Genomic DNA, 24,417 nt, shown 5'->3' with positions numbered 1-24,417 from the left:
ATTAGTGCACGACACCTTGTGACTGGCTGGCATTAATAGGTTTGTTAAGTTGAATGGATAACCAGGTTTCTACATCATTGCGTAATGACGCATTGCTATCTGGGCCCAGTTGGTCGGCATAGAACCACAAACCGGTAGGCGCTGGTGCATTAACTTCCGCACCACAGGTGAAGTGGTTGGCTGCGTACATAACTGCGCCTGAGCTGCCGTATTCAAAATGGCTGTCTGAGTAACCGCCGTATCCTCTTGCTTTTACGTGGGAATTTGAGTCCAGAGTGAAGTGGTAGACTTCATTGGGTTGCAACAGGAATGGGCTGACGTCTGATGAGTCAAAGCGCGCGCGCATGGTATTGGTAACCGAAGCTTCGTTGCCTGAGCGCGTGATCATGCCCACCAGATTGCTGATTAAATCACTCGCTAACTGACCATCAAGTAAGCTGCCCGGGTTATCACTCAAAATGGCAGATGTGATACCTAATGCTGCTTTTAGCGTGCCTAATACAGAGTTGATATCCCAACCTGTGTTGTAGCTCATACCAGCACCGCCAGCTTTATTGAAAAGAATGACTTCAGGAGCCGCTCCTGGCAAATCTACTGCGAATTTAGCACCGTCTGAGGAATGAGAGTTGGTGGCTTTTGACCAAATTTGCTTGGCCGTACCTTTTACGTGATAGCGAGCTGCATAAGTACCGCGTACTTCCAGGTTACCAGAGCACGAATTGCTCAGATTACAGGCATAGCCGTTGGCATCAGCACATAACATTTTTACGTAGAACTCGGTAGAGTTCTGCGCAATAGTGGCGTCGTAGCCATAAACCTTGTTTTTTGACCAGCGCTCACCGTCACCTGAATGGAATGCGCCATAGGCAGTTGTGTCGAAGCTTAGATGGTGCTTTTCAAAACCACTGCTGTCGTCTGAGGTGTAGTTTCCGCTGGTTGGTGTTGAGGGATAGTTAGTCACCACATTGCCTGTACTTGTCATTGGCGTCACCATTTGGCATGAACAGCTTTTCTTCTGATAAGGCGAGCCACCGATAGGGTCTTTGGATAACAAGGATTTTAATTCACCGAGCACTTCGGCCGAGATTTTTGGATTATATTCCAGTACCGAAAGCCCCTTGGTTTTCGGCGCTGCGTACCCGTCATACCAGCTTGCATAGGTTGCAGGGGCGTTTCTCTCCAGATATTGGGTAAGAGGCATCACACCTTGTTGAATGCTCCATTGGTCGAATACTTCAGGCTTATATTGAATGATGTAACGAGTAAAATAGTAGTTGTCTTCTGGAACCTGTTCAGCCATAGCTTCTTCCCAGCGATCCAGTACGCTTTTATTTAGTTTCTGCACTTGAGCCAGGATTTCACCAGCTTGATATTCCTTGGTGACATCGTCAACGTAGCGATCCAGTTCAAACTCTTCTTCTCCGTCTGCTAAAAATTGCAGAAGAGAAACAGAATCAGAAGACCAGCCAGAAATCACTTGCCATGCTTCTGCGCTGACCTGTGACGGAGCCATTTGATCATAATCTTCCTGAAGAATGGACATATTTTGTCCGTCAATATTAGCGGCTGTTGCTTGTCCAAAAGACGCACTACCAAGCAGAATTGAACATGCAATGCTACTGAGTAGTTTTGATGTCGAAATTTTTGATTTCATTGTTTATTCCTGTTTTGGATTTTCTTTTTTGTTTTAGTGTTTGTGAATGAGGCGCGGTTAGAGCGCAATTTGATGGTGGTTAGTTTTCAGACCGTATGGAAGGGTGATGTTGGGTCACTCAGGGTCAATTGGGGACAAATGAACCCCTGACACGGCGAGAAGGCCATGAGAGTTGGTGTGCTTTTAAATAATTATTAAAAAACAATAAGATATATTTATTTTTACCCAAATTTACCCATTATTCCCGTGAGTTTAGATGCATTGGTAATGAGTTTGATGCAAGCTTTTATTACCCAAATGAGTAGAAAAATAATAAAGGGTTTTTCTCTTTCCGATTTTTAACCGACAACAGCAATTTAAGAGGCAGTCAATGAAACATTTAATACTATTAAGCAGTGTGCTTTTTGCAGGATATGTACAAGCTCATAGTTCTGAGATGTTGACGAAATTACAGGTGATCGATGGTGCAAGCTGCCCGAAATCTCAAACAGTATATTTAGGAAAAATGACCTTATCGGCAGGTACATTTAAGTATTTACATAGCGAAGGAAGCAACGTTTGTCCCACCCGAAGTGGTGGAGGAACAAATAGACAACTGGAACCCCAACTGGATTGTGGCCAGTTTGATGATTGGCGATTGGCTTACGATATGGGCAATAAAATGTGTAATGCTCTTTATGAAAAAATGAAAGGATTTGAGAATTCATTACCGCCAGGAACATCTATTTGGACCAGATTTGAAGGCCCTGCTGAGTTCAAAGGTGACAAACATCATCAGGAATTTGAAGCGGGAATGGGGGTAACATTTGCGTGTTACCTTTGCGAACCCGCAGTACAGTGATCCTTACGGAAATTTAAGTTGATGAGGGGCGAGAGCCCCTTTTTTGTGACTAACTAAAGCCGCAACAACCCTGTGGTTAGCTAAAGTCGATAGCCACATTTTCCAGCTGTTGCACCTTTAGTTTTAACGTGTTGATTTGAGCGTGATCTCCCGGACAGTGGCTTATCACGTGGCCTGCTGTTGAAATAATGTTTCTCCAACGCGGTTTCTTGGGTAAGGTTTTGATGTTGAGATAGCGTTCCAGTGTGCGTACTCGCAAGCGTCCGTCGTCAATATTGACTTTCCAGGCTTTGCTTTCTTCTGCCAGTTCTATTCGGGTTTTACCACTGCTTTGCTCCCAAATTGATAGCGCCAGCGACATAATTTCTACCATTAATTGACGAATTTGTTTGTCTTCGATTTCGGGGGAAGAATCTTCGTTGGATTCTTCCTGAATTGCTGCCAACCTGTTGCGTCGATGAAGGTAATAAAAAATGCTTGCGCTTAATCCAAGCCCTGTAAAAAAGGCGATAACAGGCATTGCGGTATTAATGGATCCTTCTTCAGGCTGAGTGGGGGAGGGTTGTAATACGTTAGCTCTTCTCATGCGTAACTGATACAGACTGGTGCTTTGGGCTCGACTGTTTTTCAGCATGTTGTTGTAATTTTGCAAAGTTGTGACGGCGTCTTTAAATTGTTGCGACTGCAATTGAGATTGCACCAGTTCAATGTAAAACAGTTCAGTGAGTTGGCTGTTTTGTTGGCTATGGGCATTGAGCCCTTGCTTCAACAAGGACTGTGCGGTTACATGATCGCCTTCCAGTTGCTTTAATTTAGCTTCTATCAGAAGAGCTCTTTGATCGACTTTACTGGTTTGTACCAGTTGTCTGGTGCGCTTCTGGGCATCAAGCCATTGATCGGCTTGCTTTATGTCGTTTTGAGCGATAGCGATTTCGGCTAAGAGTAAATAAGCTCTTGATAATTCAGCATAAGTTCCACTTTGATTCAGTGGTTCAATTACATCGTTAATGATGGTAACGGCTCTGTCTAACTGATTCTTTTTAAAAAGCACTTCCGCAAGGCTGATTAATGTGTGATTGGCCTTGGTTTGATCGCCCGTTTGTTGGTGTAGCTGGTGAGCTTGCCTAAATGACAAAATTGCATCGTCCAGTTGATTGATATCTCTGGATACGTTGCCCAGATTGTTTAACGTAATGGCTTGACGACGTGTATCATTGAGTTCTTTTGCTATTTGATAACTTTCCAGAAACAGGGTTAACGCGGTATCCAGGTCGCCCAAAGCCTGATAGACGTTTGCCAGATCATTTGCTGATTGACCTTTAAGATTGTTTTCTTGCAATTTAAGCGAGAGTAGCTGAGCGTCGTGAAAATATTCCAGAGCCTGAATGTAGTTTCTCTGTCGGTAGGTATTAATGCCTTTTTGACGGAGTGCCTGATATTGCTGGGCATCTTTTAGATCGAATTGTAACAGCTCGTCTAACGCCTGATTGGCAAGGTTTAGGTCTCCCGCTTGACGGTAAAGGGCAACCAATTCCATTGTAGCGTCGAAAGCTTCATCACTTTTAGGATGAAGAGTGCTAATAATGCGCTTGCAGCTGAGTATGTCACCAGTTATGTTGGCCGGACTTTGCTGTGTGCACATTGCGGCAAATGTCGAGGTCGACATAAAAAAAAACAGCAGGGCAAAAGGGGGGGTAAAGAAAGTCATCCGTAATGTTTGTTAGTTAATGTTATTTTCACAAATCAATAGCTCACAATCTTAGCTTATTTTAGTTACCGTTCAACTGCTCAGAGGTTTCTGAAGGGAATTGTGTGAATGTGTTCTCTTTATTTGCTTATTCTGCGCAAAGAAAAAGCTATATACGGCCGATGAGAGGCTAATTTCATTGCGCTTAACTGGCTTGAAATTAACCTGGACTTTATGGTGTTTTACGTATGCCTTTTGGCGCATGTCATTTCGTGTTTGTTACATTACGCACTGTCCGCCCAATGCATCGGATAAATAATCCACCAGAAAACGGACTTTGGGCGACAATTGGCGATTGTAGGGGTACACAGCCCAGACATCTTCTTCTGCGACCATGAAATCCTCCAACAATACGACCAGGGATTTTTCAGAAATGTAGCTGTCTACGTAATAATCAGGCAATTGCACTACTCCAATGCCTTTTAGTGCTGCATTCACCAGAACTACACCATTATTACTTTTATATTTTCCTTGTACTTTAATGGATTGTGGTTTGCCGTTTTTGTTGAACTTCCAATGTTCTTTATTGCCGATTAAGCAATTGTGTTGCGATAAATCGGTAATGTCTTTGGGGTTGCCATGTTTCTCCAAATATTCTGGAGATGCACAGATGTAGTTTTTTCGGGTTGTTAGCTTTCGAGCCACCAGACTTGAGTTGCCAAGCTCTCCAACGCGTATTGCCAGATCGTAAGCGCCTTGTACCAGATCAATGGTTTCGTTGGTTAGATTCACCGTTATTTCCAGATCGGGATAGGATTTCAGGAAAGAATTGACCAGTGGCATAATCACTCGTTCACCGTAGGTGACAGGGGCAGTGAGTTTAATATGTCCTTGAGGTTGAAGTTGTAAGTTTGCCAGAGAGCGCTCTGCTTCTGCTAAACTTTCCAGCGCATTTTTACATTGTTTAAAAAATACATCGCCTTCATGGGTCAATGAGACCTTGCGTGTGGTGCGATAGAAAAGCTTCACATTTAGTCGTTGTTCCAGGGCTGCAATTTGGCGACTAACCTGAGCGATAGACAGACCAAGGAGCTTTGATGCCTTGGTGAAACTTTCATTTTCAGCAACAGCGACAAACTCGCTGATACCTTCCCACTTCATTATTACCTCTGTGTAATAGTGTTTTGCAAAAGTGAAGATTATCACAGTTGAGTTAATAATAGATAATGGCCTCGAAAATTTAGTTCGCGCGCGTTGTTGTTAAATTTCAAATTGGAGTTGGTATGAGTACAGAATTTATTAAATCCAGAGCCGCTGTTGCCTGGGGTGCTGGGCAGCCTTTGTCGATTGAAGAAGTCGATGTAATGCCGCCGCAAAAAGGGGAAGTGCTGGTTCGTATTGTGGCTTCTGGTGTGTGTCATACCGACGCATTTACCTTGTCAGGAGATGATCCTGAAGGTGTTTTTCCATGTATTTTAGGCCACGAAGGTGGTGGTATCGTTGAGCAGGTTGGTGAAGGTGTGACCAGCGTGAGTGTTGGCGATCACGTTATTCCACTTTACACACCAGAATGTGGTGAGTGTAAGTTCTGTTTGTCTGGCAAAACCAATTTATGTCAAAAGATCCGAGCCACACAGGGTAAAGGGTTAATGCCAGACGGTACTACGCGTTTTTATAAGGATGGTAAGCCTATCTACCACTATATGGGCTGCTCTACGTTCTCTGAATACACCGTTTTACCTGAGATCTCCCTTGCTAAAGTAAACCCGGAAGCGCCATTGGAAGAAGTCTGTTTGCTGGGCTGTGGTGTCACAACTGGCATGGGCGCGGTGATGAATACAGCAAAGGTTGAAGAAGGCGCTACGGTGGCTATTTTCGGCCTTGGCGGTATCGGCTTGTCTGCCATTATTGGTGCAACAATGGCAAAAGCAGGAAGAATCATTGCACTGGATATCAATGAAAGCAAGTTTGACTTGGCGAAGAAGCTGGGCGCAACGGATTGTATTAATCCATCGAAAATAGATAAGCCTATTCAGGAGTACATCGTTGAAATCACCGATGGTGGCGTGGATTACTCTTTCGAGTGCATTGGCAATGTGGATATTATGCGCTCGGCCTTGGAATGTTGTCACAAAGGGTGGGGTGAGTCCGTTATCATCGGTGTTGCTGGTGCAGGGCAGGAGATTTCTACCAGACCGTTTCAATTGGTTACAGGTCGTGTATGGCGTGGCACAGCATTCGGTGGCGTAAAAGGCCGCAGTGAATTGCCTGGTATTGTTGAGCGCTACATGGCGGGTGAATTTAAGCTGGATGACTTTATCACTCATACCATGGGCCTGGATGACATCAATGATGCATTCGACTTGATGCACGAAGGCAAGAGTATTCGCTCTGTTGTTCATTTTGATAAGTAGTTAGGGAGGTTGCTCCGAAGCAAGCCTGAATTTGAGCTGTTTCTCCGGAGCGAAAGGAATGATGTGTTTGAATAAGATAAGTGAAAATAAAGCCTTTGGTGGTCGGCAGTTGCGTTATGTTCATCATTCGAGGGTTCTGAATTGTGACATGAAGTTCGCGGTATATTTGCCGCCGCAAGCAAATAAGAATGACAAAGTGCCCGTGTTGTTGTGGTTGTCGGGGTTAACCTGTACCGATGAAAACTTCACACAAAAAGCCGGGGCTCAGCGTATTGCCGCTGAATTGGGTATTGCCATTGTTGCTCCCGATACCAGCCCAAGAGGTGATGATGTACCCAATGTGGCAGATGACTACGCCCTTGGTCAGGGCGCAGGTTTTTATCTTAATGCCACACAAGCACCGTGGAACAAGCATTTTCATATGTATGACTACATTGTGAAAGAGTTGCCGGAATTAGTGAAAGCCAATCTTCCCGTGACAGATAAGTGGGCTATTAGTGGTCATTCCATGGGAGGAATGGGGGCGTTGAGTATCGCCTTTAAGAACCCTGAGATGTTTACTTCCGTGTCGGCATTTAGCCCGGTTTGTCATCCAACTCAATGCCCTTGGGGAGTGAAAGCCTTTGCAACCTATTTAGGAAGCGATAGCTCAGCGTCGAAACAGTATGATCCTGTTTGTCTGTTAAATGACGCCGGAAATACATTATCAGATTTGCCAATTCTGATTGACCAAGGCTCAGATGATGAGTTTCTTGATGAACAGCTCATGTCAAATGCATTGATTGATGCCGCTGATGAAAAGAGCGTTCCTTTAGAATTTCGTTTTCAGGAAGGTTACGACCACAGTTATTTTTTCATTGCCAGTTTTATTGAAGAGCATTTGCGCTTTCATGCCAAGACTCTATTTGCTGAGACAATGAAGTAGAAACAGTTAGCACTAGTAGCGACATGGGCACTTTATGCCAGTGTTCATGTCGCTTTTTTCTTTTGAGATTCAACTAGTTGCAAAATCCATCAAGCTCTACTTCTAAAGCTATTCCCCGGAGGGCGCTTCCAATTGCAACTGAGTCGCAATAATCACAGCCTGAGTGCGGTTGCTGATATCCAGCTTTTTGAAAATAGAAGTAATGTGGGTTTTTACGGTTTTTTCGGCGATACCCAGACTATAGCCGATTTGCTTATTAAGCAGTCCATCTCTAAGCATACACAATACTTTGTATTGAGCGGGGGTGAGGGTAGCGATTTTGTCGGCAAGTTCAGCGAATTCGGGATCTTCTGTTACGTCGCCTGAAAAGTTTTCCGGAAGCCAGACTTCACCCTCGAGCATGCTTTGTATGGCTTTGGCGATATCAGCGGCATTGGTGGTTTTGGGAACAAAACCCAGTGCGCCGATATCAATGACTTTACTGATGATATTTTTGTCTTCACTTCCCGAAACTACCGCGACGGGTAGATCCGGGAAGGTTTTACGAATGTGGATTAAGCCGAATAAATCCTGACTACCTGGCATATGTAAATCCAGTAACAACAAATCAATATCCTTGTTTTGTTGTAATTGCTCAATTGCCTGACCCATATCACTAGCTTCGAGTATTTCAACTTCATCCATGTGGGCGTTTAAGGCCCCGCGTAATGCATCTCTATATAGTGGATGGTCATCAGCAATCAGCAATGTAATCATTTATACAGCATTTCCCAGACTAGCCAACTAGTCATCTATTTAGTCGATTTTCTATTAGCTTATCAACTACGCTGGGATCAGCAAGTGTTGATGTGTCTCCTAGTTGACTATATTCGTTGGCGGCGATTTTACGAAGGATACGTCGCATGATTTTACCTGATCTTGTCTTCGGAAGGCCATCTGACCATTGAATTAAATCAGGAGTCGCAATTGGGCTAAGTTCAGTTCTGACCCATTTGCGGATGGTATCGGTAAGTTCGTCATTCACTTCGACACCCGCGATAGGTGTGACATAGACGTAAATGCCCTGACCTTTGATGTCGTGAGGGTAGCCCACAACCGCAGCTTCTGCGATAGATGGATGAGCAACCAGTGCACTTTCGATTTCTGCTGTACCCAAGCGGTGGCCTGACACGTTCAATACGTCGTCCACACGCCCAGTGATCCAGTAGTCACCATCTTCATCACGGCGAGCACCGTCACCCGTGAAGTAGTAACCATCGTAAGTGCTGAAGTAGGTTTGTACAAAGCGTTCATGATCACCAAACAGGGTACGAGCCTGGCCTGGCCAGCTATCTTTAATGACCAGATTACCTTCGGTTGCGCCTTCTAGCGTATTACCTTCGTTGTCCAGCAATGCAGGTTCAATACCGAAGAAAGGTTTGGTTGCTGAGCCCGGTTTTTGAGTAGACATGCCCGGTAATGGAACGATAAGTGTTGCACCGGTTTCGGTTTGCCACCAGGTATCAACAATGGGGCATTTACCGTTGCCGATGTTTTCATGATACCAATGCCACGCTTCCGGGTTGATGGGTTCACCAACCGATCCTAATAAACGCAAGCTTTCACGGGTAGAGCCTTCGGCTGCGAAAGTGCCTTTTGCCATTAATGCACGAATAGCCGTTGGTGCGGTATACAGGATGTTGATTTTGAATTTATCAACGATTTGACCAATGCGACGCTCGTCAGGATAGGTTGGAATACCTTCAAACATGACGGTAGTTGCGCCATTGGCAAGCGGGCCATAAACAATGTAAGAGTGGCCTGTGATCCAGCCAACGTCAGCGGCACACCAATAGATGTCACCAGGACGATAGTCGAAAATGTACTTGTGAGTCAGTGCTGCATAAACCAGATAGCCGCCAGTGGTGTGCAACACGCCTTTAGGCTTACCGGTTGAACCAGAGGTATACAGAATAAATAGTGGATCTTCTGCATTCATGATCTCTGGTGCGCATTGTGGCTCATATTTGTTAACCACTTCATTCCACCAATGTTCATTGGCACCTAATTGCAGATCTGCCCCTGTGCAGTTAAATACAATGGTATTTTCAATGGTAGGGCAAGCACCGTTTGCCAAAGCCTGATCAATATTGGTTTTTAAAGGAATGGCACGGCCACCACGACGAACATGGTCAGCCGTTAAAATCATTTTCGCTTCACAGTCATTAATGCGGTCTGCGATAGCGTTAGGAGAAAAGCCGGCGAAAATAACAGAGTGAACCGCGCCGATTCGGGCACATGCCAGCATGGCAAATGCCGCTTCTGGCACCATTGGCATATAAATGGCTACACGGTCACCTTTGCCGACACCCATGTCACGCATGGCGTTAGCTAGCTTACATACTTCATCATGAAGCTTTTGATAGGTAATTTCTTGACTGACGCCCGGTTGGTCACCTTCCCATAAAATAGCGATGTCATTTGCTCTTTCTGCCAAATGACGGTCGATACAGTTTACGGTGACGTTTAACTCTCCATCCTCATACCACTTAATGGAAACACTATCCTTGGAATAGTTACAGGATTTGATTTTTTGAGGCGGAGTTTCCCATTGCAGGATACCTGCCTGCTCAGCCCAGAATTGTTCAGGAGCTTCGATAGATTGAGCATACATTTTGGCGTATAGCTCGTCATCTATGAAGTATGAGCGATTTGCTGTTGTCGTATTCATGGGGTTGCCTCTCGAATTCGTTTAAATATAGCGTTAATTAGAGCGTGCTAGCCTTCACACATTAAGTAAAGGGTAGCTCGTTCTAGTAAATTTGCTGAGTGCGACTTTATTAAATGCCAAGTGCCTGATGTATCGGACTTTAGTCCGACTCAGACCAAAGTCCTATGGGCAAGGAAAATAGTTTGGGTCAAAGTCAGGTGGAGTTTTAAGCAGGAACAATAATTATGACACGCACTAACAACACCCCTAAAACAACTCGCTCCGTTAAAAGAACCTCTATCAGCACTGCCGTTGTGCTTGGCCTTATGATGGCTAGCCCTGCAGTATTGGCGGATTCAGCAAGTGACGTTAACTTTAAGTTTAGCGGTTACATCAAAGTTGATTCCATGTTTAGTAGCTACGATTCAGGCACATTGTCTTCTGGTAATCTTGGAAGAGACTTCTACATTCCAGGTTTAACGCCAGTGGGTGGTGTTGAAGAGTCAACCCAGTTTGATATGCACGCCAGACAGTCTCGTTTCCGTTTTGCTGCGGATACTGTGATCGATGGTGAGAAAATGACTGGTGTGCTTGAGTTCGATATGCAAGCGACACCAAATGGTGATGAACGTGTATCTAACTCGTATTCTCCTCGTGTTCGTCACGCATTCCTTAAGTACGGTAACTGGTTGTTCGGTCAAACCTGGAGTACGTTCCAGGACGTCACCGCGCTACCGGAAACGCTGGACTTCATCGGTGTGACAGACGGTACTATCTTCGTACGTCAATCCATGATCCGTTATAGCAATAATGGTTTCGAGATCGCGTTGGAAAACCCTGAAACGACCGTAACACCATACGGTGGCGGTGGTCGTATCGTGACTGACGACAACTCGGTTCCAGATTTGATTGCCAGATACACTCACAAAGCTGACTGGGGTCACGTTGCTGTTGCCGGTATGGTGCGTCAACTTGCTTACCAAAGCGGCGATGTCATTGATACCAGCGAAACTGGCTACGGCATTAGCATCACCAGTAAAATCAAATTGGGCGCAGACGATTTACGTTTGATGTTCAATACAGGTTCTGGTTTAGGTCGTTATTTAGGTATTAACGCGGCAAATGGTGCGGTGTTGAATGCTGCCAACGAACTTGAAGCGATTGATTCCTACGGATACGCGATCGCTTATCGTCACGTTTGGAATGACCAATGGCGCAGTACCTTGACTTACTCAAAATTCCAGGCCGACAACGATGTCAGTTTGACGGGTACAGGTGTTACCGAAAGCACTTACAGCACTCACGTTAACCTTTTGTACTCTCCAAACAGCAAGATCACATTCGGTGCTGAGTATGGCTATGCAAACCGTACTTTGGAAAACGATGCAGAAGGCGATATGAACCGTATCCAGCTTTCAGCTAAATACGCTTTCTAAGGAAGGTTAATTTCAGGGAGCTGATACAGCCTCCCTGGAAACGTTTACTTGGGATCGAGATTAGGCGATGTCTTGATCCCGGGTTTGTGACAGCAGGTTAATGCTTCTTCTCGACTCGGGTACTTCCCTGTTGTCACACCCGAGGAGTTTTGCTCCTCACTCTAAAGCAGTCCCAACAGCCAACCCCTTGTTGGGACTGCTATTTTTCTTTTCTTCCAGTTCTTCTTTGTAGCTTCCATGCTAAACCTATGGAAACAGGCTATAACGCAGCAGAAATCGTTTACAGACCCTGATGGTTACCCGATCTTCTTGTATTTCAGGCGATGAGGCTCAACCACATCCTGACCAAAGTTATCTTTTAGCCAGGTTTCATAGTCGTTGTAGTTACCTTCGTAGAAGTTGATCTTACCTTCATCACGATAGTCAAGAATGTGCGTGGCTACGCGGTCGAGGAACCAACGGTCATGCGAGATAACCATGGCACAACCCGGGAATTCCAACAGGGCGTTTTCCAAGGCTCGTAAGGTTTCAACGTCAAGGTCGTTGGTCGGTTCGTCCAGCAGCAATACGTTACCGCCGGCTTTTAACAACTCAGCCAAGTGAACACGGTTTCTTTCACCGCCCGACAAGTCTTTAATGAACTTCTGTTGATCATTACCTTTAAAGTTAAAGCGGCTAACGTAAGCTCGGCTGTTAATTTCAAAGCTGCCAATCTGGATGATGTCCTGACCATTTGAGATTTGTTGCCAAACGGTTTTGTTGCCATCCATATGGTCGCGGAACTGGTCAACGCTGGAAATGCGAACGGTTTCACCCAGTTTGATTTCGCCTGAATCCGGTTGTTCCTGACCCGTTAACATGCGGAACAGGGTTGATTTACCCGCACCGTTGGGGCCGATAATACCGATAATTGCACCTTTAGGCATAGTGAAGCTTAAATCGTCGATAAGCACACGATCGCCGTAGCTTTTTCTTAAGTTACTGACTTCAATAACCTGATCACCCAAACGCTCACCCGGTGGAATGAATAACTCATTGGTTTCATTACGCTTTTGGTAATCGTTTTTGTTCAATTCTTCAAAGCGAGACATACGAGACTTGCTCTTTGCCTGACGTCCTTTAGGGTTGCTACGAACCCATTCCAATTCCTGTTTAATGGATTTCTGACGGGCTGTTTCAGCACGCTCTTCCTGTTCCAGACGTTTTTCTTTCTGTTCCAGCCATGAAGAGTAGTTGCCTTCCCAAGGAATACCGTAGCCACGGTCAAGTTCCAAAATCCAGCCTGCTACATTGTCGAGGAAGTAACGGTCGTGGGTAATGGCTACAACAGTGCCTTCGTAGTCGTGCAGGAAGCGTTCTAACCAGGCTACCGATTCTGCGTCAAGGTGGTTAGTGGGTTCGTCGAGTAGCAACATATCCGGTTTTTCAAGCAACAAACGGCATAGTGCCACACGACGACGTTCACCCCCGGATAGCTTGGATACTTCAGCATCCCAGGGTGGAAGACGAAGTGCATCGGCAGCACGTTCCAAAGCGTTATCAAGGTTATGGCCGTCTTTGCTTTGGATGATGGCTTCCAGTTCACCTTGCTCTTTTGCCAGTGCGTCGAAGTCGGCATCGGGATCAGCATAAGCGGCATAGACTTCATCAATGCGCTTAAGTGCATGAACCACATCTGCAACGGCTTCTTCGATGTTACCACGCACATTTTTGCTTTCGTCCAGTTTGGGTTCTTGCGGCAAATAACCGATTTTTAATCCCGGTTGTGGTCTGGCTTCACCCTCAATATCGGTATCAACTCCCGCCATAATGCGTAGTAGTGTCGATTTACCTGAACCATTGAGACCTAACACACCGATTTTGGCACCGGGGAAGAAGCTCAGTGAAATATTTTTAAGAATTTCTTTTTTGGGTGGGACAATTTTGCCCACGCGAGACATCGTATATACGTATTGAGACATAGAATTACAGTATCCATTTTTTTGATGCCGGTATTCTAATGGAGACAAACATAGGTTGGAATGCTTGAACCATTATTTTCCATATCGATCATGGTTAAATCGGTAAGAAAAACACTTTCCCCCTTATTTCTGAGCAATAGAATGTCAAAACGCCCGGAAAATGAGAGAAAATGCCTGATCCGTTGCGATATCTTTACAGTCCTTCAGCATTAGATAGAAATACATAAAAATTATAAATGTATTTCGTGTTGGTTATTAGTAATGTTTACCATTCTGGCGTGTGGCTAGTCCGGTTACAAACTGCTCTTGGGATAAAATAGTTCTAAGGTTTTTACCGATTAGACGAAAATGAGAAGTATAAAGGGATAATATGTATAAAAGATGCGTTTTACTTGGTTGTACGAACCCTTTGATAATGGCTAGAATAACAGGACTTTTCCTTCCCTAACTATCTTTTGAGGACATACGATGTTGTCACGTAATATGACTATTGCGGATTTCGATCCAGAATTATCTGAAGCTATCAAGCAAGAAACCTTGCGTCAGGAAGAGCATATTGAGTTGATTGCATCTGAGAACTACTGTAGCCCACGAGTTCTGGAAGCTCAAGGCTCTCAGTTAACAAACAAATATGCTGAAGGTTATCCGCATAAGCGTTATTACGGCGGTTGTGAATATGTAGATAAAGCGGAAGAACTGGCCATTGAGCGTGCTAAACAACTGTTTGGTGCTGATTATGCCAACGTTCAACCGCATTCAGGCTCACAAGCGAATGCTGCGGTTTTTATGGCCTTGTTGGATGCTAAAGACACGGTATTGGGTATGAGCCTGGCTCATGGTGGTCACTTGACTCACGGCGCTAGCGTCAGCTTTTCTGGCAAAATGTACAACGCTGTTCAATATGGTTTGAACGAAGAAACGGGCGAGATTGATTACGCGCAAGTTGAGCAGTTAGCCAAAGAACACAAGCCTAAAATGATCATTGCCGGTTTCTCTGCCTATTCAGGCATTGTTGACTGGGCCAAGTTCCGTGAAATCGCTGACAGCATCGGTGCTTATTTGATGGTGGATATGGCACACATTGCTGGTCTGGTTGCCGCAGGCGTTTATCCTAGCCCAATGTCACATGCCCATGTAGTAACGACCACTACTCATAAAACATTGGCGGGTCCTCGTGGCGGTTTGATTTTGTCTTCATGTGGCGATGAAGCTATTTACAAGAAGCTGAACAGCGCGGTATTCCCTGGTGGTCAAGGTGGCCCTCTTTGCCACGTTATCGCAGCTAAAGCAGTAGCATTCAAAGAAGCTTTGCAACCCGAGTTTAAAGCTTATCAACAACAAGTGGTTGATAATGCGCAAGCGATGGTGGCTGTAATGATGGAACGCGGTTATAAGGTGGTTTCCAACGGTACCCAAAACCACTTGTTCCTGTTGGATCTGGTTGATAAAGACATCACAGGTAAAGACGCAGATGCGGCTTTAGGTAACGCCAATATTACGGTAAACAAAAACTCTGTACCGAACGATCCTCGTTCTCCATTTGTGACTTCTGGCTTACGCATTGGTACACCAGCGATAACTCGTCGTGGCTTTGGTTTGGAAGAAGCCAAACAAGTGGCTAACTGGATTTGTGATGTGTTGGATGATATCAACAACGAAGCAACCCGCAACAGCGTAAAAGAGCAGGTTAAGGCGTTGTGTGCCAAGTACCCTGTGTACGCATAAGCAAAGCTTGTGAAGAATTAAATTAATTATAGAGAAGAGAAGCGCAGAAAATTACTGCGCTTTTTTATTTCCAGCTCTTCAATTGCTCTCACATTACTCTTACGAGTCAAATACTTGCCTTGGGGACATTCTTTGTCATACTGAACAGTATTGCTTTATTACTTACCTTTATTGTTATGCCATCTCCCAGCAAGACTCCAAACAGCGTTATTTTTGAATCCTATTTTGTTCAAGCCGAAAAAGCCTACAAAGTAACTATCCTTTTGTTTTTGCTCGCTATTATTGGCTACTTGAGCTTTCAGTTTATGGAAGGCAATACCAATGAACGATGCGCGAAAGGGAAGTTAAATAAGGAAGTTACACCTTGCTCCTGGAAAGTGACCTATAGGGAATTACCCGTTAAAGAAAATAACTATGACGAGACAAACGGTTACGAGGAGGTTTACCAAATTGCTGATGCGCAGCTGAGAAATGGCGCAGGGTATTTCGATTTAAGGTTTAATGATAATGCACTGTTTCGTTTTTATGATGACGTAAAGATCAACGCCTACAAGCAATCCTTTGAAGCAAAAAACAATGATTTGAAAAAACACTTTCTCAAGCAGCGCGCTATGTTGATGAAGAAGGTAACAGCCATTGTTCAGAGGGTGAATGTTGCCAATAATCTGGTTTATATGCCGGATTTGGACGGTTCCGATTTAGCTAGTGTCTTGACATCGGTTGATATTGATTCGCTTAGGACGGAATTGGAGGCTGTCGCTGACAATACTGATTTCAAATCTATTCCTGATGGACAACAGCTATCAAAAGAGCTTAAACATGCTATTGGATTACTGGGCTCTTTGTCTGAGCAAGAGTTGAAGGCTCGCAAGGAAATGATGATCAGTGCTCATGAAGAGCTGCGTCCGCAATTAAGCTTCTTATGGTTATATCATCCCGGCTCGATGTGGATCGTGGAACTGGTGTTTTGGAGTTGGTTTGGCCTATTCAGTTGTTCATTGGTGAACTTGAATAAAGTGTGTCGCGAGCGCCGTTATACCGCTTCGGAATTCAGCTTAATGTTCCCGCGAATTATTCTGGCACCTGTACTTGGTATGGTTGTTGTTGCCTTGATAAGCTCCGGCTATGCCATGCAAGATCAGAAATTAAACAACTTTCCTTATCTTTTGATGTTGTTCTTTTTCCTCGGGTTTACCAGTGAAAACGTGAATTTGATTATTCGTGATATGGCTAACAAACTGTTTCGTCCAGTGGCTTCCCATGCTGACCATCCAATGGACAGACGAAGTGATAGACGTGCTCAGCAACAGGAACATGCTCCGGAGGAAAAGCCCGAAGCTGGCGCAGACAAAAAGCCGCTTAGCCCTGCTGAACTTGCTTCTGCCGCCGATGAGGTGGCGGCTCAATCTGAAAAAGCTATCCAATCAGACAAAACAATTGAATCTGGCAAAATAAAAGAGGAAGAGGAGAAAGGACAGCAGTAGCGCTATTGCTGTCTCCATGTCTCGGGATTGGTTCAATACACCCTGATTTGCGTAGCAAAGCATTGTTTACGCCAGCAAAGTAACAGGAAAGTTACTCCTTAAGGCAATACGACGTTATACTACGCACTTTCATTCTATAGGTTAGGCGTTTTCGTACAGTGCTAACAGTATTCAGCTTGCAGAAAACCGAGAGCTTTAGGAATGAGATTCGTGGATTTCACCTGTTGAAATCAACCGGATTAGTTTGATTAGGAAACGATATGCATTGTCCTTTTTGTTCTACACAGGAAACAAAAGTGATTGATTCTCGTCTGGTCGCTGCTGGACATCAAATCCGCCGCCGCCGCGAGTGTATTCAGTGCCATGAACGTTTTACTACATTTGAAGTGGCTGAATTGGTGATGCCAAGAGTGGTCAAACGTGATGGTAAGCGTGAGCCTTTCGACGAAGAAAAGCTTCGTTCGGGCATGTTAAGAGCACTGGAAAAACGTCCTGTCAGCACTGAAAAAGTAGAACAAAGCGTAACAAAAATTAAGTCTGCCCTGCGCGCAACTGGCGAGCGTGAAGTGTCCAGTGAAATGGTAGGGAATTTGATCATGGCGGAGCTTAAAGAGCTTGATAAAGTAGCTTATGTCAGGTTTGCTTCCGTTTACCGTTCATTTGAAGATATTAAGGAGTTTGGTGAAGAGATTGCCAAACTGGGTGATTAAATGTCTGAATTTTCTGCTGTTGATGCCGCGATGATGGCGCGAGCTTTGAAACTTGCCGAGAAAGGGCGCTTTACGACTTCTCCTAACCCTCGAGTTGGCTGTGTTATTACTAAAGATGGACAAATTATTGGTGAAGGCTATCACCAGAAAGCCGGAGAACCTCACGCGGAAGTGTTCGCCTTGCGTATGGCAGGTGATAACGCAAAAGGTGCGACAGCCTATGTAACCCTTGAGCCATGCAGCCATCATGGACGTACGCCACCTTGCGCAGAAGCCTTAATCAAAGCTGGTGTTGCCCGAGTGGTCGCAGCAATCCAAGACCCTTTTCATAAAGTAGCCGGAACTGGTTTACAACTGTTGCGTGATGCCGGTATTGAGGTTGAATGTGGCCTGCTTGAAAACGAAGCGCATGAGCTTAATAAAGGCTTTATCAAAGTTGTTCAACAGGGGTTGCCTTGGGTAACGGCGAAAATGGCCACTAGCCTTGACGGTAAAACCGCGTTGGCAAACGGTGTTAGCCAGTGGATTACAGGGCCTGATGCGCGTTCTGACGTGCAGCGTCATCGAGCTCAAAGTTGTGCCATTTTAACCGGTTCCGGTACTGTGCTTGCAGATGATCCTTCTCTCAATGTGCGCTATAGCGAATTAGGCCAAGCGCAAGAAGAGCTTGCCGAAGACAAGGTCAGACAACCACTTCGCGTGATCATCGACAGTAAAAACCAGCTTCACAATAAATTGAGAATCTTCCAAATTCCGGGGGATGTGCTGGTGGTGAACCTTTCTCATAATACTCAAATTCCAGAGCACGTTGCCCAATGGCAAGCGCCTATGTACAAGGGCAAGGTTGATTTGCGTGAAACCTTGAAAGAGCTGGCAGAAGAACACATTAACTGGGTTTGGGTGGAAGCCGGTGCTAATATGCTGGGCGCTATGATGCAGCAGCAATTGGTGGATGAAGTCATTTATTACATTGCGCCCAAGTTATTGGGGAATCCATCTCAGGGAAGTCTGGAAATTCCAGAAATTGAAGCAATGGATCAAGCATACGAGCTGAACTGGACTGATCTGCGTATGGTTGGGAATGACATTAAAATCACCGCTGGCGTGCGTTATCCCGAAGTAGCGGATGAGAGCTCCCGGTAAGATGTACGAGTAAGCTGTACGGACTGACAATCAGTATTCAACCTATTCATTCAGAGAGAATCTAACTGAAATGTTCACAGGAATTATTGAATCTCTTGGGGAAATTAGCGATATGCAGCCCCGAGGGAATGATCAACGTATTACCATTCAAACAGGAAAACTGGATCTTGGTGACGTTAAGATCGGTGACAGTATTGCCACTAACGGCGTGTGTTTAACGGCTGTTGAGCTGGGTTCAGGCTATTTTGTTGCTGATGTATCAATTGAAACCATCAAGCGCTCAGGCTTTGCTCATTATCGTAAAGGGCAAGCTGTAAACCTGGAAAAAGCAATGATGGCAACCTCTCGCTTTGGTGGCCATATTGTCAGCGGCCACGTCGACGGCGTGGGCGAAATTCAGTCTATTCATGATTTGGGTCAAACCTGGGAAATCTGGGTGAAAGCGCCCGACAACCTGGCTAAATATCTAGCTGAGAAAGGTTCTGTCACTGTCGATGGCGTTAGCCTCACAGTGAATGATGTTAACGGTGCTGCGTTTAAATTAACGCTGGTTCCGCATACATTGAAAGAAACCATCATTCAACATTACAAAACAGGCACTAAGGTAAATCTCGAAGTGGATGTTGTCGCTCGCTATCTGGAGCGTTTAATGATGGGTGATAAAGCTGCCGAGTCAGGCAAAAGTGCCGACATTAGCATGTCGGTACTGGCAGAGAATGGTTATTTGAGATAAGCCAGCAACTATTCCGTGGTTAAAAGTTGAGTAATAGGAGTCATTGCATGGCATTGAACACAACTCAGGAAATTATTGAGGATATTCGCCAGGGAAAAATGGTGATATTGATGGACGATGAAGATCGTGAGAATGAAGGCGATCTGATTATGGCGGCTGAGCATGTTACGCCAGAAGCCATTAATTTCATGGTCACTCACGCTCGGGGCCTGGTTTGCTTACCTATGACGGTAGAGCGTTGCGCACGTTTGAATTTGCCTTTGATGGTGCAAAATAACGGGGCTCAGTTTTCCACAAACTTCACAGTGTCTATTGAAGCGGCTGAAGGCGTGACAACGGGCATTTCTGCTGCTGATAGAGCGCGCACTGTATTAGCGGCGGTGAACAAGGATGCGAAGGCTTCTGACATCGTTCAACCGGGTCATATTTTCCCTCTGATTGCAAAAGATGGCGGGGTGTTAAACCGTGCAGGACATACCGAAGCGGGAGTGGATTTGGCGCGTTTGGCGGGATGCGAGCCGGCATCGGTCATCGTTGAGATTCTGAATGAAGACGGTACGATGGCGCGTCGCCCAGAACTGGAAGCATTCGCAGAACGTCATAATCTCAAAATCGGTACGATTGCGGATTTGATTGAATATCGTAATTTGAATGAAACCACCATTGAGCAAGTGGCTCAGTGTAAGTTACCCACCGAGTTTGGTGAGTTTGAGTTAGTCACCTTTAAAGATCATATCGACAATGAAGTTCACTTTGCGTTGCGTAAAGGTGAGATTGATCCGGAAGAGCCCACTATCGTACGTGTGCATTTGCGCAATACATTCAGCGACGTATTGTGTTCTGATCGCTCCGTAGAACGTACCATGAGCTTACCAAAGGCAATGCAGAAGATTGCAGCTGAAGGTGGTGTACTGGTTATTCTTGGACATCAGGAAAGCGATGATGAATTGCTATCAATGGTGAAGCAGTTTGAAGCTGAAGATAACGGGGAAGCGCAGGCCAAGGCCAAGTGGAATGGCACTTCTCGCACCATTGGAGTTGGTTGCCAGATATTGAAAACCATGGGCGTGAAAAAGATGCGCCTATTAAGCCGCCCTAAAAAGTATCATGCCTTGTCTGGTTATGGGCTGGAAGTGGTTGAAACACTGTGGGAAGAGTGATCACACATTGCTAATGTGATCTGACTCGCCTTATAGCATTAAAATATACATCCTAATCGGCGCAATTATGCTAGGATATGCGCCGATTTTTTTGCGGAGTGAAAAATGAACATAATTGAAGGTAATGTGCGTGCGACAGGCAAAAAGTTTGCGTTGGTCGTTGCTCGTTTTAACAGCTTTGTAGTTGAACATTTGGTTGACGGTGCCGTTGATGCATTGGAACGTCATGGTGAAGTAAACGAGCAGGACATCACTATTGTTCGTGTTCCTGGTGCTTATGAATTGCCTTTGGTTGCGCAAAAGTTAGCGGCTACTGGCAAGTATGATGGCATTATCGCTTTAGGTGCGGTTATCCGTGGTAGCACACCCCACTTCGATTTTGTGGCGGGTGAATGCAATAAAGGTTTGGCACAGGTTTCTTTGCAGCACAGCATTCCCGTTGCATTTGGTGTTATTACTACCGATACCATCGAACAGGCTATTGAGCGTTCAGGTACTAAAGCAGGCAACAAAGGCGCTGAAGCAGCATTAACTGCATTGGAAATGGTTAACGTTTGTGACCAAATCGGAGCGTAGTTTGTGAAGGTTTCACCAAGACATAAAGCTCGTGAATTAGCAATGCAGGCCCTGTATTCCTGGCAAATGTCCGGGAATGCGGTGGAGCAAATCGAGCTTGCCATCGCAACCAGCAATGACATGCAGAAGGTGGATATGTCCTTCTTTCAGGACATTTTGCGTAACGCGTTGCAAAATCTGGAAGATCTGGACAAGGCCGTTAAACCTTATCTTGGACGTCTGCCAGAAGAAATTGACCCGGTTGAAAAAGCCATTATTCGAGTGGCGACCTATGAACTTGTACATCGTATCGATGTGCCTTACAAGGTTGTGATAAATGAAGCTATTGAGCTGGCCAAGGAGTTTGGTGCGGCTGATAGTCATAAATTTGTCAACGGCGTGTTAGATAAAGCTGTTAAAACCTTTAGAAAAGACGAACGAACTTAAAACTTAGTGAAAGAATTCGATATCATAGAACACTTCTTTCAGCCTCGTAGCTATCAGCGTCATGATGTGGTGATAGGTATAGGGGATGACTGTGCTGTTACCAATGTTCCCGAAGGGCAGCATTTGGTAACGACCACAGATACTCTGCTGGAAGGCGTGCATTTTCCCGTAAACACCAATGCAGGTGATATAGCTCACAAGGCTGTTGCTGTAAATCTTAGTGATTTGGCAGCCATGGGAGCGGAGCCGGCATGGATTAATTTATCGTTATCCTTGCCAAAGGTCGATCCTGATTGGCTGAATGACTTTTCGAAACGTCTTCAGGAGCTAACAGAGTATTACTCTATTCAGTTGATTGGTGGTGATACAGTGCAAGGGCCTTTGGCGGTGACGATTACCGCACAAGGCTTTTTACCTAAAGGTCAGGCATTAACCCGTTCGCGAGCCAAACCCGGTGATTATATTTATGTAACCGGTACTCTTGGTGATGCGGCATTAGGGTTACAGTTGGCAATGGGCAAAAAAGACGTTCAGCTGATCCATCGTAATTATTTGTTGAAACGACTGAATACACCAACACCGAGAGTGCTTGCGGGTACCGCCCTTCGGCGTATCGCTCACTCTTGTATTGATATTTCAGATGGTGTGGTTTCTGACCTGAAACATATCTTGTTCGCGTCTCAAGTGGGTGCGGTACTGAATATTGATCGTTTACCATTCTCAGAAGCTATGCAAGAATCAGTCAGCCGGGATGATGCAGTTCGCTATGCGCTTGCTGGTGGTGACGATTACGAATTGCTATTCACCATTCCCGAAGAGCAGAAAGGCAATCTGGATATTGTGTTAGCGAATTGTAATGTATCGGCGACTTGTATCGGACAACTCAATGGTTATGCTGAAAAGCTGGAGTTGAAAGACGGGGACGCAGTTTATTCTCTGGAACAAGAAGGGTTTCAACATTTTGCCTGAAAAAAACACATTATCGACAAGAGAGCTTTTTCGTAAGATTAAGTTTTATCACCCTGCCCACTGGTTAGCATTTGGATTCGGTAGTGGTTTACTACCCAAAGCACCAGGAACCTTTGGTTCTTTGGCTGCTATTCCACTTGTTTATTGGGCTTCCATGCTGCCTACACCGGTTTATAGCCTATTACTAACCCCCATTATCCTGATTGGTATCTGGGTATGTAAGAAAGCGGCTGAAGACCTTGGCGTGCATGATCATCCTGCCATTGTTTGGGATGAAATTGCCGGCATGATGATCACCTTTATGGCCGTGCCATTCACCTTACCGAATTTGATTGTTGGTTTTATCTTGTTTCGCGCTTTGGATATCTTTAAGCCTTGGCCAATTCGTTGGGCAGATCAATCAATAGATGGTGGTTTGGGGATTATGCTGGATGATGTCATGGCGGGTGTCATTGCTTCCGGTATTTTACAGGCTGCGCTGTATTTTGGTGTGCTTGCCTGACATTGAGCCTGACGTTGGCTCATTTACTTGAGAGCCTGCCATAATCTGAGCGTCGCGAAGCCAGTATCCATACTGGCTTCTTTGTTATGTATCTTTTTGAATTAGTCTTTTCTGTGTTTCATTGAATAGACTTTAGGCTCGGGCCCGCCACAGGCTTCATCAGCTTTCTCTGTTGGTAGCTGAATGGGAGGCAAACGCATGTCTTCCGGAATGTCTTTTTCTCGTCGTAATGTGTTCACCTGAATGTGAGGCCAAAGAGTCGTACCGCCACTTGAGCCGAACATAAATTCAAAATCGACGATTTGTTCGTATTGCAACTGATCGATGACCTTGCCATCTTCGACGATTTCTTCAATCCACATACGGTATCGCATACGTGCCACACGGCAATAGCGTTCAATCATCACGTTGTTGATGGCTCCACCCTGAACGCCGGTGTTGTGAAAGGTGTCCAGTTCAATCATGTCGTATTTATTAAACTCCAACCCTTGATTGGCATCAGACAATTTAAGATTGGGCTGCACAGTGTAGGGGAACTTTGCGCCGAATTGATCGTAGTTAAAGATTTTCTCGAAGTAAGCTCTGCCACTGTTAACGCCGCCATCTTCCTGCTCTTCACGAGGCAGTTCTGTCCATGCTGGCTTTTCCAATGAACCCGGGATCAGGTCTGTTTCCGGGTTGATGCCCATAGACGGCGACACTGCCAAATATTGTTGTTCCCATAGATCGGCAATGTGTGGCGCTTTGCCTTGTACGTTGGCTTCTTTGATATTGCCAGTCAAGTGGATGGTCGTACCATGAGGGATCACACCAGAACGAGAAATAGAATAGGGCGGCACGAATTGTGGGCCTAATTCGCCCGGGCCTAATACAGGTTCAGCACCGTCGGTTCTTACTGACTCTACGTCCGATGGATGGTTAAACATGGTCGGAGGGTTTTGATAGGGACTTTCCGGGTTCCATGGCATTTGGTTGTCACCCAGCCACAAGTACATGCCATTCTCGAAATGCTGAAGTTCGTTGTTATTGTCAATGATGGCGGTTTCGTATTTAACGGCGGCATTGAACTGTTCGTTTGAGCCTGCACGGTTACGAACCGGAGCATTTACCTGAGTGAATGTGAGCTGTTCTCTGTATTCCTGAGATTTGAAATGGAATACGCCAAAGATGGTTTCTGAAGACGTGCCGGGAGAAGGCATCGGAGTTGTATGTAGTCCTGTCGGGCCGCCTTTCCAGTTAACCCAGGTGCCATTGAGCTTGGACAAGATGCCAAATTGTGGCCCGGTCGGTTGTCCTTCTTCCCATCTTAAATAGGGTTTTACGGATGATTTTTGAGTGATTTCAGACATGGTTTTTCTCCTGTTTATTGTTTTTTATACTTT

The 24,417-nt window shown here is 45.2% G+C and carries 21 protein-coding genes; 14 read left to right on the top strand and 7 right to left on the bottom strand.

The window, feature by feature from the left end; genetic code table 11:
* Position 1: 1 nt before the first annotated feature.
* Positions 2 to 1,654 (bottom strand): hypothetical protein, encoded by a 1,653-nt coding sequence (locus tag KIH87_RS12605; protein WP_232358220.1) that lies wholly within the window; start codon positions 1,652 to 1,654, stop codon positions 2 to 4.
* Between the two features lie 370 nt (positions 1,655 to 2,024).
* Here KIH87_RS12605 and KIH87_RS12600 point away from each other — a divergent pair, with 370 nt between their 5' ends.
* The gene (locus tag KIH87_RS12600; protein ID WP_232358219.1) at positions 2,025 to 2,495 is read left to right on the top strand and encodes a hypothetical protein; all 471 of its coding nucleotides are present in this window, start codon (positions 2,025 to 2,027) and stop codon (positions 2,493 to 2,495) included.
* Positions 2,496 to 2,571: 76 nt separating this feature from the next.
* Here the strand turns inward: KIH87_RS12600 and KIH87_RS12595 are convergent, their stop codons facing one another.
* The gene (locus KIH87_RS12595) at positions 2,572 to 4,161 is read right to left on the bottom strand and encodes a tetratricopeptide repeat protein (RefSeq protein ID WP_232358218.1); all 1,590 of its coding nucleotides are present in this window, start codon (positions 4,159 to 4,161) and stop codon (positions 2,572 to 2,574) included.
* 300 nt (positions 4,162 to 4,461) lie between these two features.
* Positions 4,462 to 5,343, bottom strand: a complete 882-nt coding sequence (locus tag KIH87_RS12590) for a LysR family transcriptional regulator (RefSeq protein ID WP_232358217.1) — start codon at positions 5,341 to 5,343, stop codon at positions 4,462 to 4,464.
* Between the two features lie 122 nt (positions 5,344 to 5,465).
* Between KIH87_RS12590 and KIH87_RS12585 the strand changes: the two genes are divergently transcribed.
* The gene (locus tag KIH87_RS12585) at positions 5,466 to 6,596 is read left to right on the top strand and encodes an S-(hydroxymethyl)glutathione dehydrogenase/class III alcohol dehydrogenase (protein ID WP_232358216.1); all 1,131 of its coding nucleotides are present in this window, start codon (positions 5,466 to 5,468) and stop codon (positions 6,594 to 6,596) included.
* Positions 6,597 to 6,657: 61 nt separating this feature from the next.
* Positions 6,658 to 7,521: an S-formylglutathione hydrolase gene (gene fghA, locus KIH87_RS12580; protein ID WP_232361480.1), complete on the top strand. Its 864-nt coding sequence runs from the start codon at positions 6,658 to 6,660 to the stop codon at positions 7,519 to 7,521.
* A 108-nt stretch (positions 7,522 to 7,629) separates the two neighbouring features.
* Here fghA and KIH87_RS12575 read toward each other — a convergent pair whose 3' ends face one another.
* Together KIH87_RS12575 and acs are read right to left on the bottom strand one after the other, a co-directional pair.
* Positions 7,630 to 8,277 carry a response regulator transcription factor gene (locus KIH87_RS12575; protein WP_232358215.1) on the bottom strand — a complete coding sequence of 216 codons (648 nt, stop codon included), beginning with the start codon at positions 8,275 to 8,277 and terminating at the stop codon, positions 7,630 to 7,632.
* 31 nt (positions 8,278 to 8,308) lie between these two features.
* Positions 8,309 to 10,231 carry an acetate--CoA ligase gene (gene acs / locus KIH87_RS12570; RefSeq protein WP_232358214.1) on the bottom strand — a complete coding sequence of 641 codons (1,923 nt, stop codon included), beginning with the start codon at positions 10,229 to 10,231 and terminating at the stop codon, positions 8,309 to 8,311.
* 224 nt (positions 10,232 to 10,455) lie between these two features.
* Between acs and KIH87_RS12565 the strand changes: the two genes are divergently transcribed.
* Entirely contained in the window at positions 10,456 to 11,646 is a 1,191-nt protein-coding gene (locus tag KIH87_RS12565; protein ID WP_408635744.1) for a DcaP family trimeric outer membrane transporter, read from the top strand.
* A gap of 296 nt (positions 11,647 to 11,942) precedes the next feature.
* Here the strand turns inward: KIH87_RS12565 and ettA are convergent, their stop codons facing one another.
* Positions 11,943 to 13,607 (bottom strand): energy-dependent translational throttle protein EttA, encoded by a 1,665-nt coding sequence (ettA, locus tag KIH87_RS12560; RefSeq protein ID WP_232358213.1) that lies wholly within the window; start codon positions 13,605 to 13,607, stop codon positions 11,943 to 11,945.
* 468 nt (positions 13,608 to 14,075) lie between these two features.
* Between ettA and glyA the strand changes: the two genes are divergently transcribed.
* From glyA to KIH87_RS12510, 10 genes are all read left to right on the top strand, one after another.
* Positions 14,076 to 15,332, top strand: coding sequence for a serine hydroxymethyltransferase (gene glyA / locus KIH87_RS12555; protein ID WP_232358212.1), 1,257 nt, complete (start codon positions 14,076 to 14,078; stop codon positions 15,330 to 15,332).
* Positions 15,333 to 15,451: 119 nt separating this feature from the next.
* Complete coding sequence (locus tag KIH87_RS12550) at positions 15,452 to 16,816, top strand: hypothetical protein (protein ID WP_232358211.1); 1,365 nt, start codon at positions 15,452 to 15,454, stop codon at positions 16,814 to 16,816.
* 260 nt (positions 16,817 to 17,076) lie between these two features.
* A complete protein-coding gene (nrdR, locus tag KIH87_RS12545) occupies positions 17,077 to 17,526 on the top strand; it encodes a transcriptional regulator NrdR (RefSeq protein WP_232358210.1) in 450 nt (149 codons plus the stop codon).
* A complete protein-coding gene (gene ribD / locus KIH87_RS12540) occupies positions 17,527 to 18,669 on the top strand; it encodes a bifunctional diaminohydroxyphosphoribosylaminopyrimidine deaminase/5-amino-6-(5-phosphoribosylamino)uracil reductase RibD (RefSeq protein WP_232358209.1) in 1,143 nt (380 codons plus the stop codon).
* Between the two features lie 70 nt (positions 18,670 to 18,739).
* A complete protein-coding gene (locus KIH87_RS12535; RefSeq protein WP_232358208.1) occupies positions 18,740 to 19,402 on the top strand; it encodes a riboflavin synthase in 663 nt (220 codons plus the stop codon).
* A gap of 47 nt (positions 19,403 to 19,449) precedes the next feature.
* The gene (gene ribBA / locus KIH87_RS12530) at positions 19,450 to 20,562 is read left to right on the top strand and encodes a bifunctional 3,4-dihydroxy-2-butanone-4-phosphate synthase/GTP cyclohydrolase II (RefSeq protein WP_232358207.1); all 1,113 of its coding nucleotides are present in this window, start codon (positions 19,450 to 19,452) and stop codon (positions 20,560 to 20,562) included.
* Positions 20,563 to 20,667: 105 nt separating this feature from the next.
* Complete coding sequence (gene ribH / locus KIH87_RS12525) at positions 20,668 to 21,138, top strand: 6,7-dimethyl-8-ribityllumazine synthase (RefSeq protein WP_232358206.1); 471 nt, start codon at positions 20,668 to 20,670, stop codon at positions 21,136 to 21,138.
* Positions 21,139 to 21,141: 3 nt separating this feature from the next.
* Complete coding sequence (nusB, locus tag KIH87_RS12520; RefSeq protein ID WP_232358205.1) at positions 21,142 to 21,564, top strand: transcription antitermination factor NusB; 423 nt, start codon at positions 21,142 to 21,144, stop codon at positions 21,562 to 21,564.
* Positions 21,565 to 21,570: 6 nt separating this feature from the next.
* On the top strand, positions 21,571 to 22,533 hold the full coding sequence (thiL, locus tag KIH87_RS12515; protein ID WP_232358204.1) for a thiamine-phosphate kinase: 963 nt from the start codon (positions 21,571 to 21,573) through the stop codon (positions 22,531 to 22,533).
* Positions 22,526 to 23,035 (top strand): phosphatidylglycerophosphatase A family protein, encoded by a 510-nt coding sequence (locus KIH87_RS12510; RefSeq protein WP_232358203.1) that lies wholly within the window; start codon positions 22,526 to 22,528, stop codon positions 23,033 to 23,035. Before thiL ends, KIH87_RS12510 begins: the two co-directional genes overlap by 8 nt.
* Before the next feature lie 101 nt (positions 23,036 to 23,136).
* Here KIH87_RS12510 and KIH87_RS12505 read toward each other — a convergent pair whose 3' ends face one another.
* A complete protein-coding gene (locus KIH87_RS12505) occupies positions 23,137 to 24,384 on the bottom strand; it encodes a peroxidase, FMP-type (protein ID WP_232358202.1) in 1,248 nt (415 codons plus the stop codon).
* Between the last annotated feature and the right edge of the window lie 33 nt (positions 24,385 to 24,417).

It is taken from the genome of Paraneptunicella aestuarii, assembly GCF_019900845.1.
GTDB lineage: Bacteria > Pseudomonadota > Gammaproteobacteria > Enterobacterales > Alteromonadaceae > Paraneptunicella > Paraneptunicella aestuarii.
Note: the sequence above shows the minus strand (reverse complement) of the source record. Positions and strands in the feature narration are given on the sequence as shown.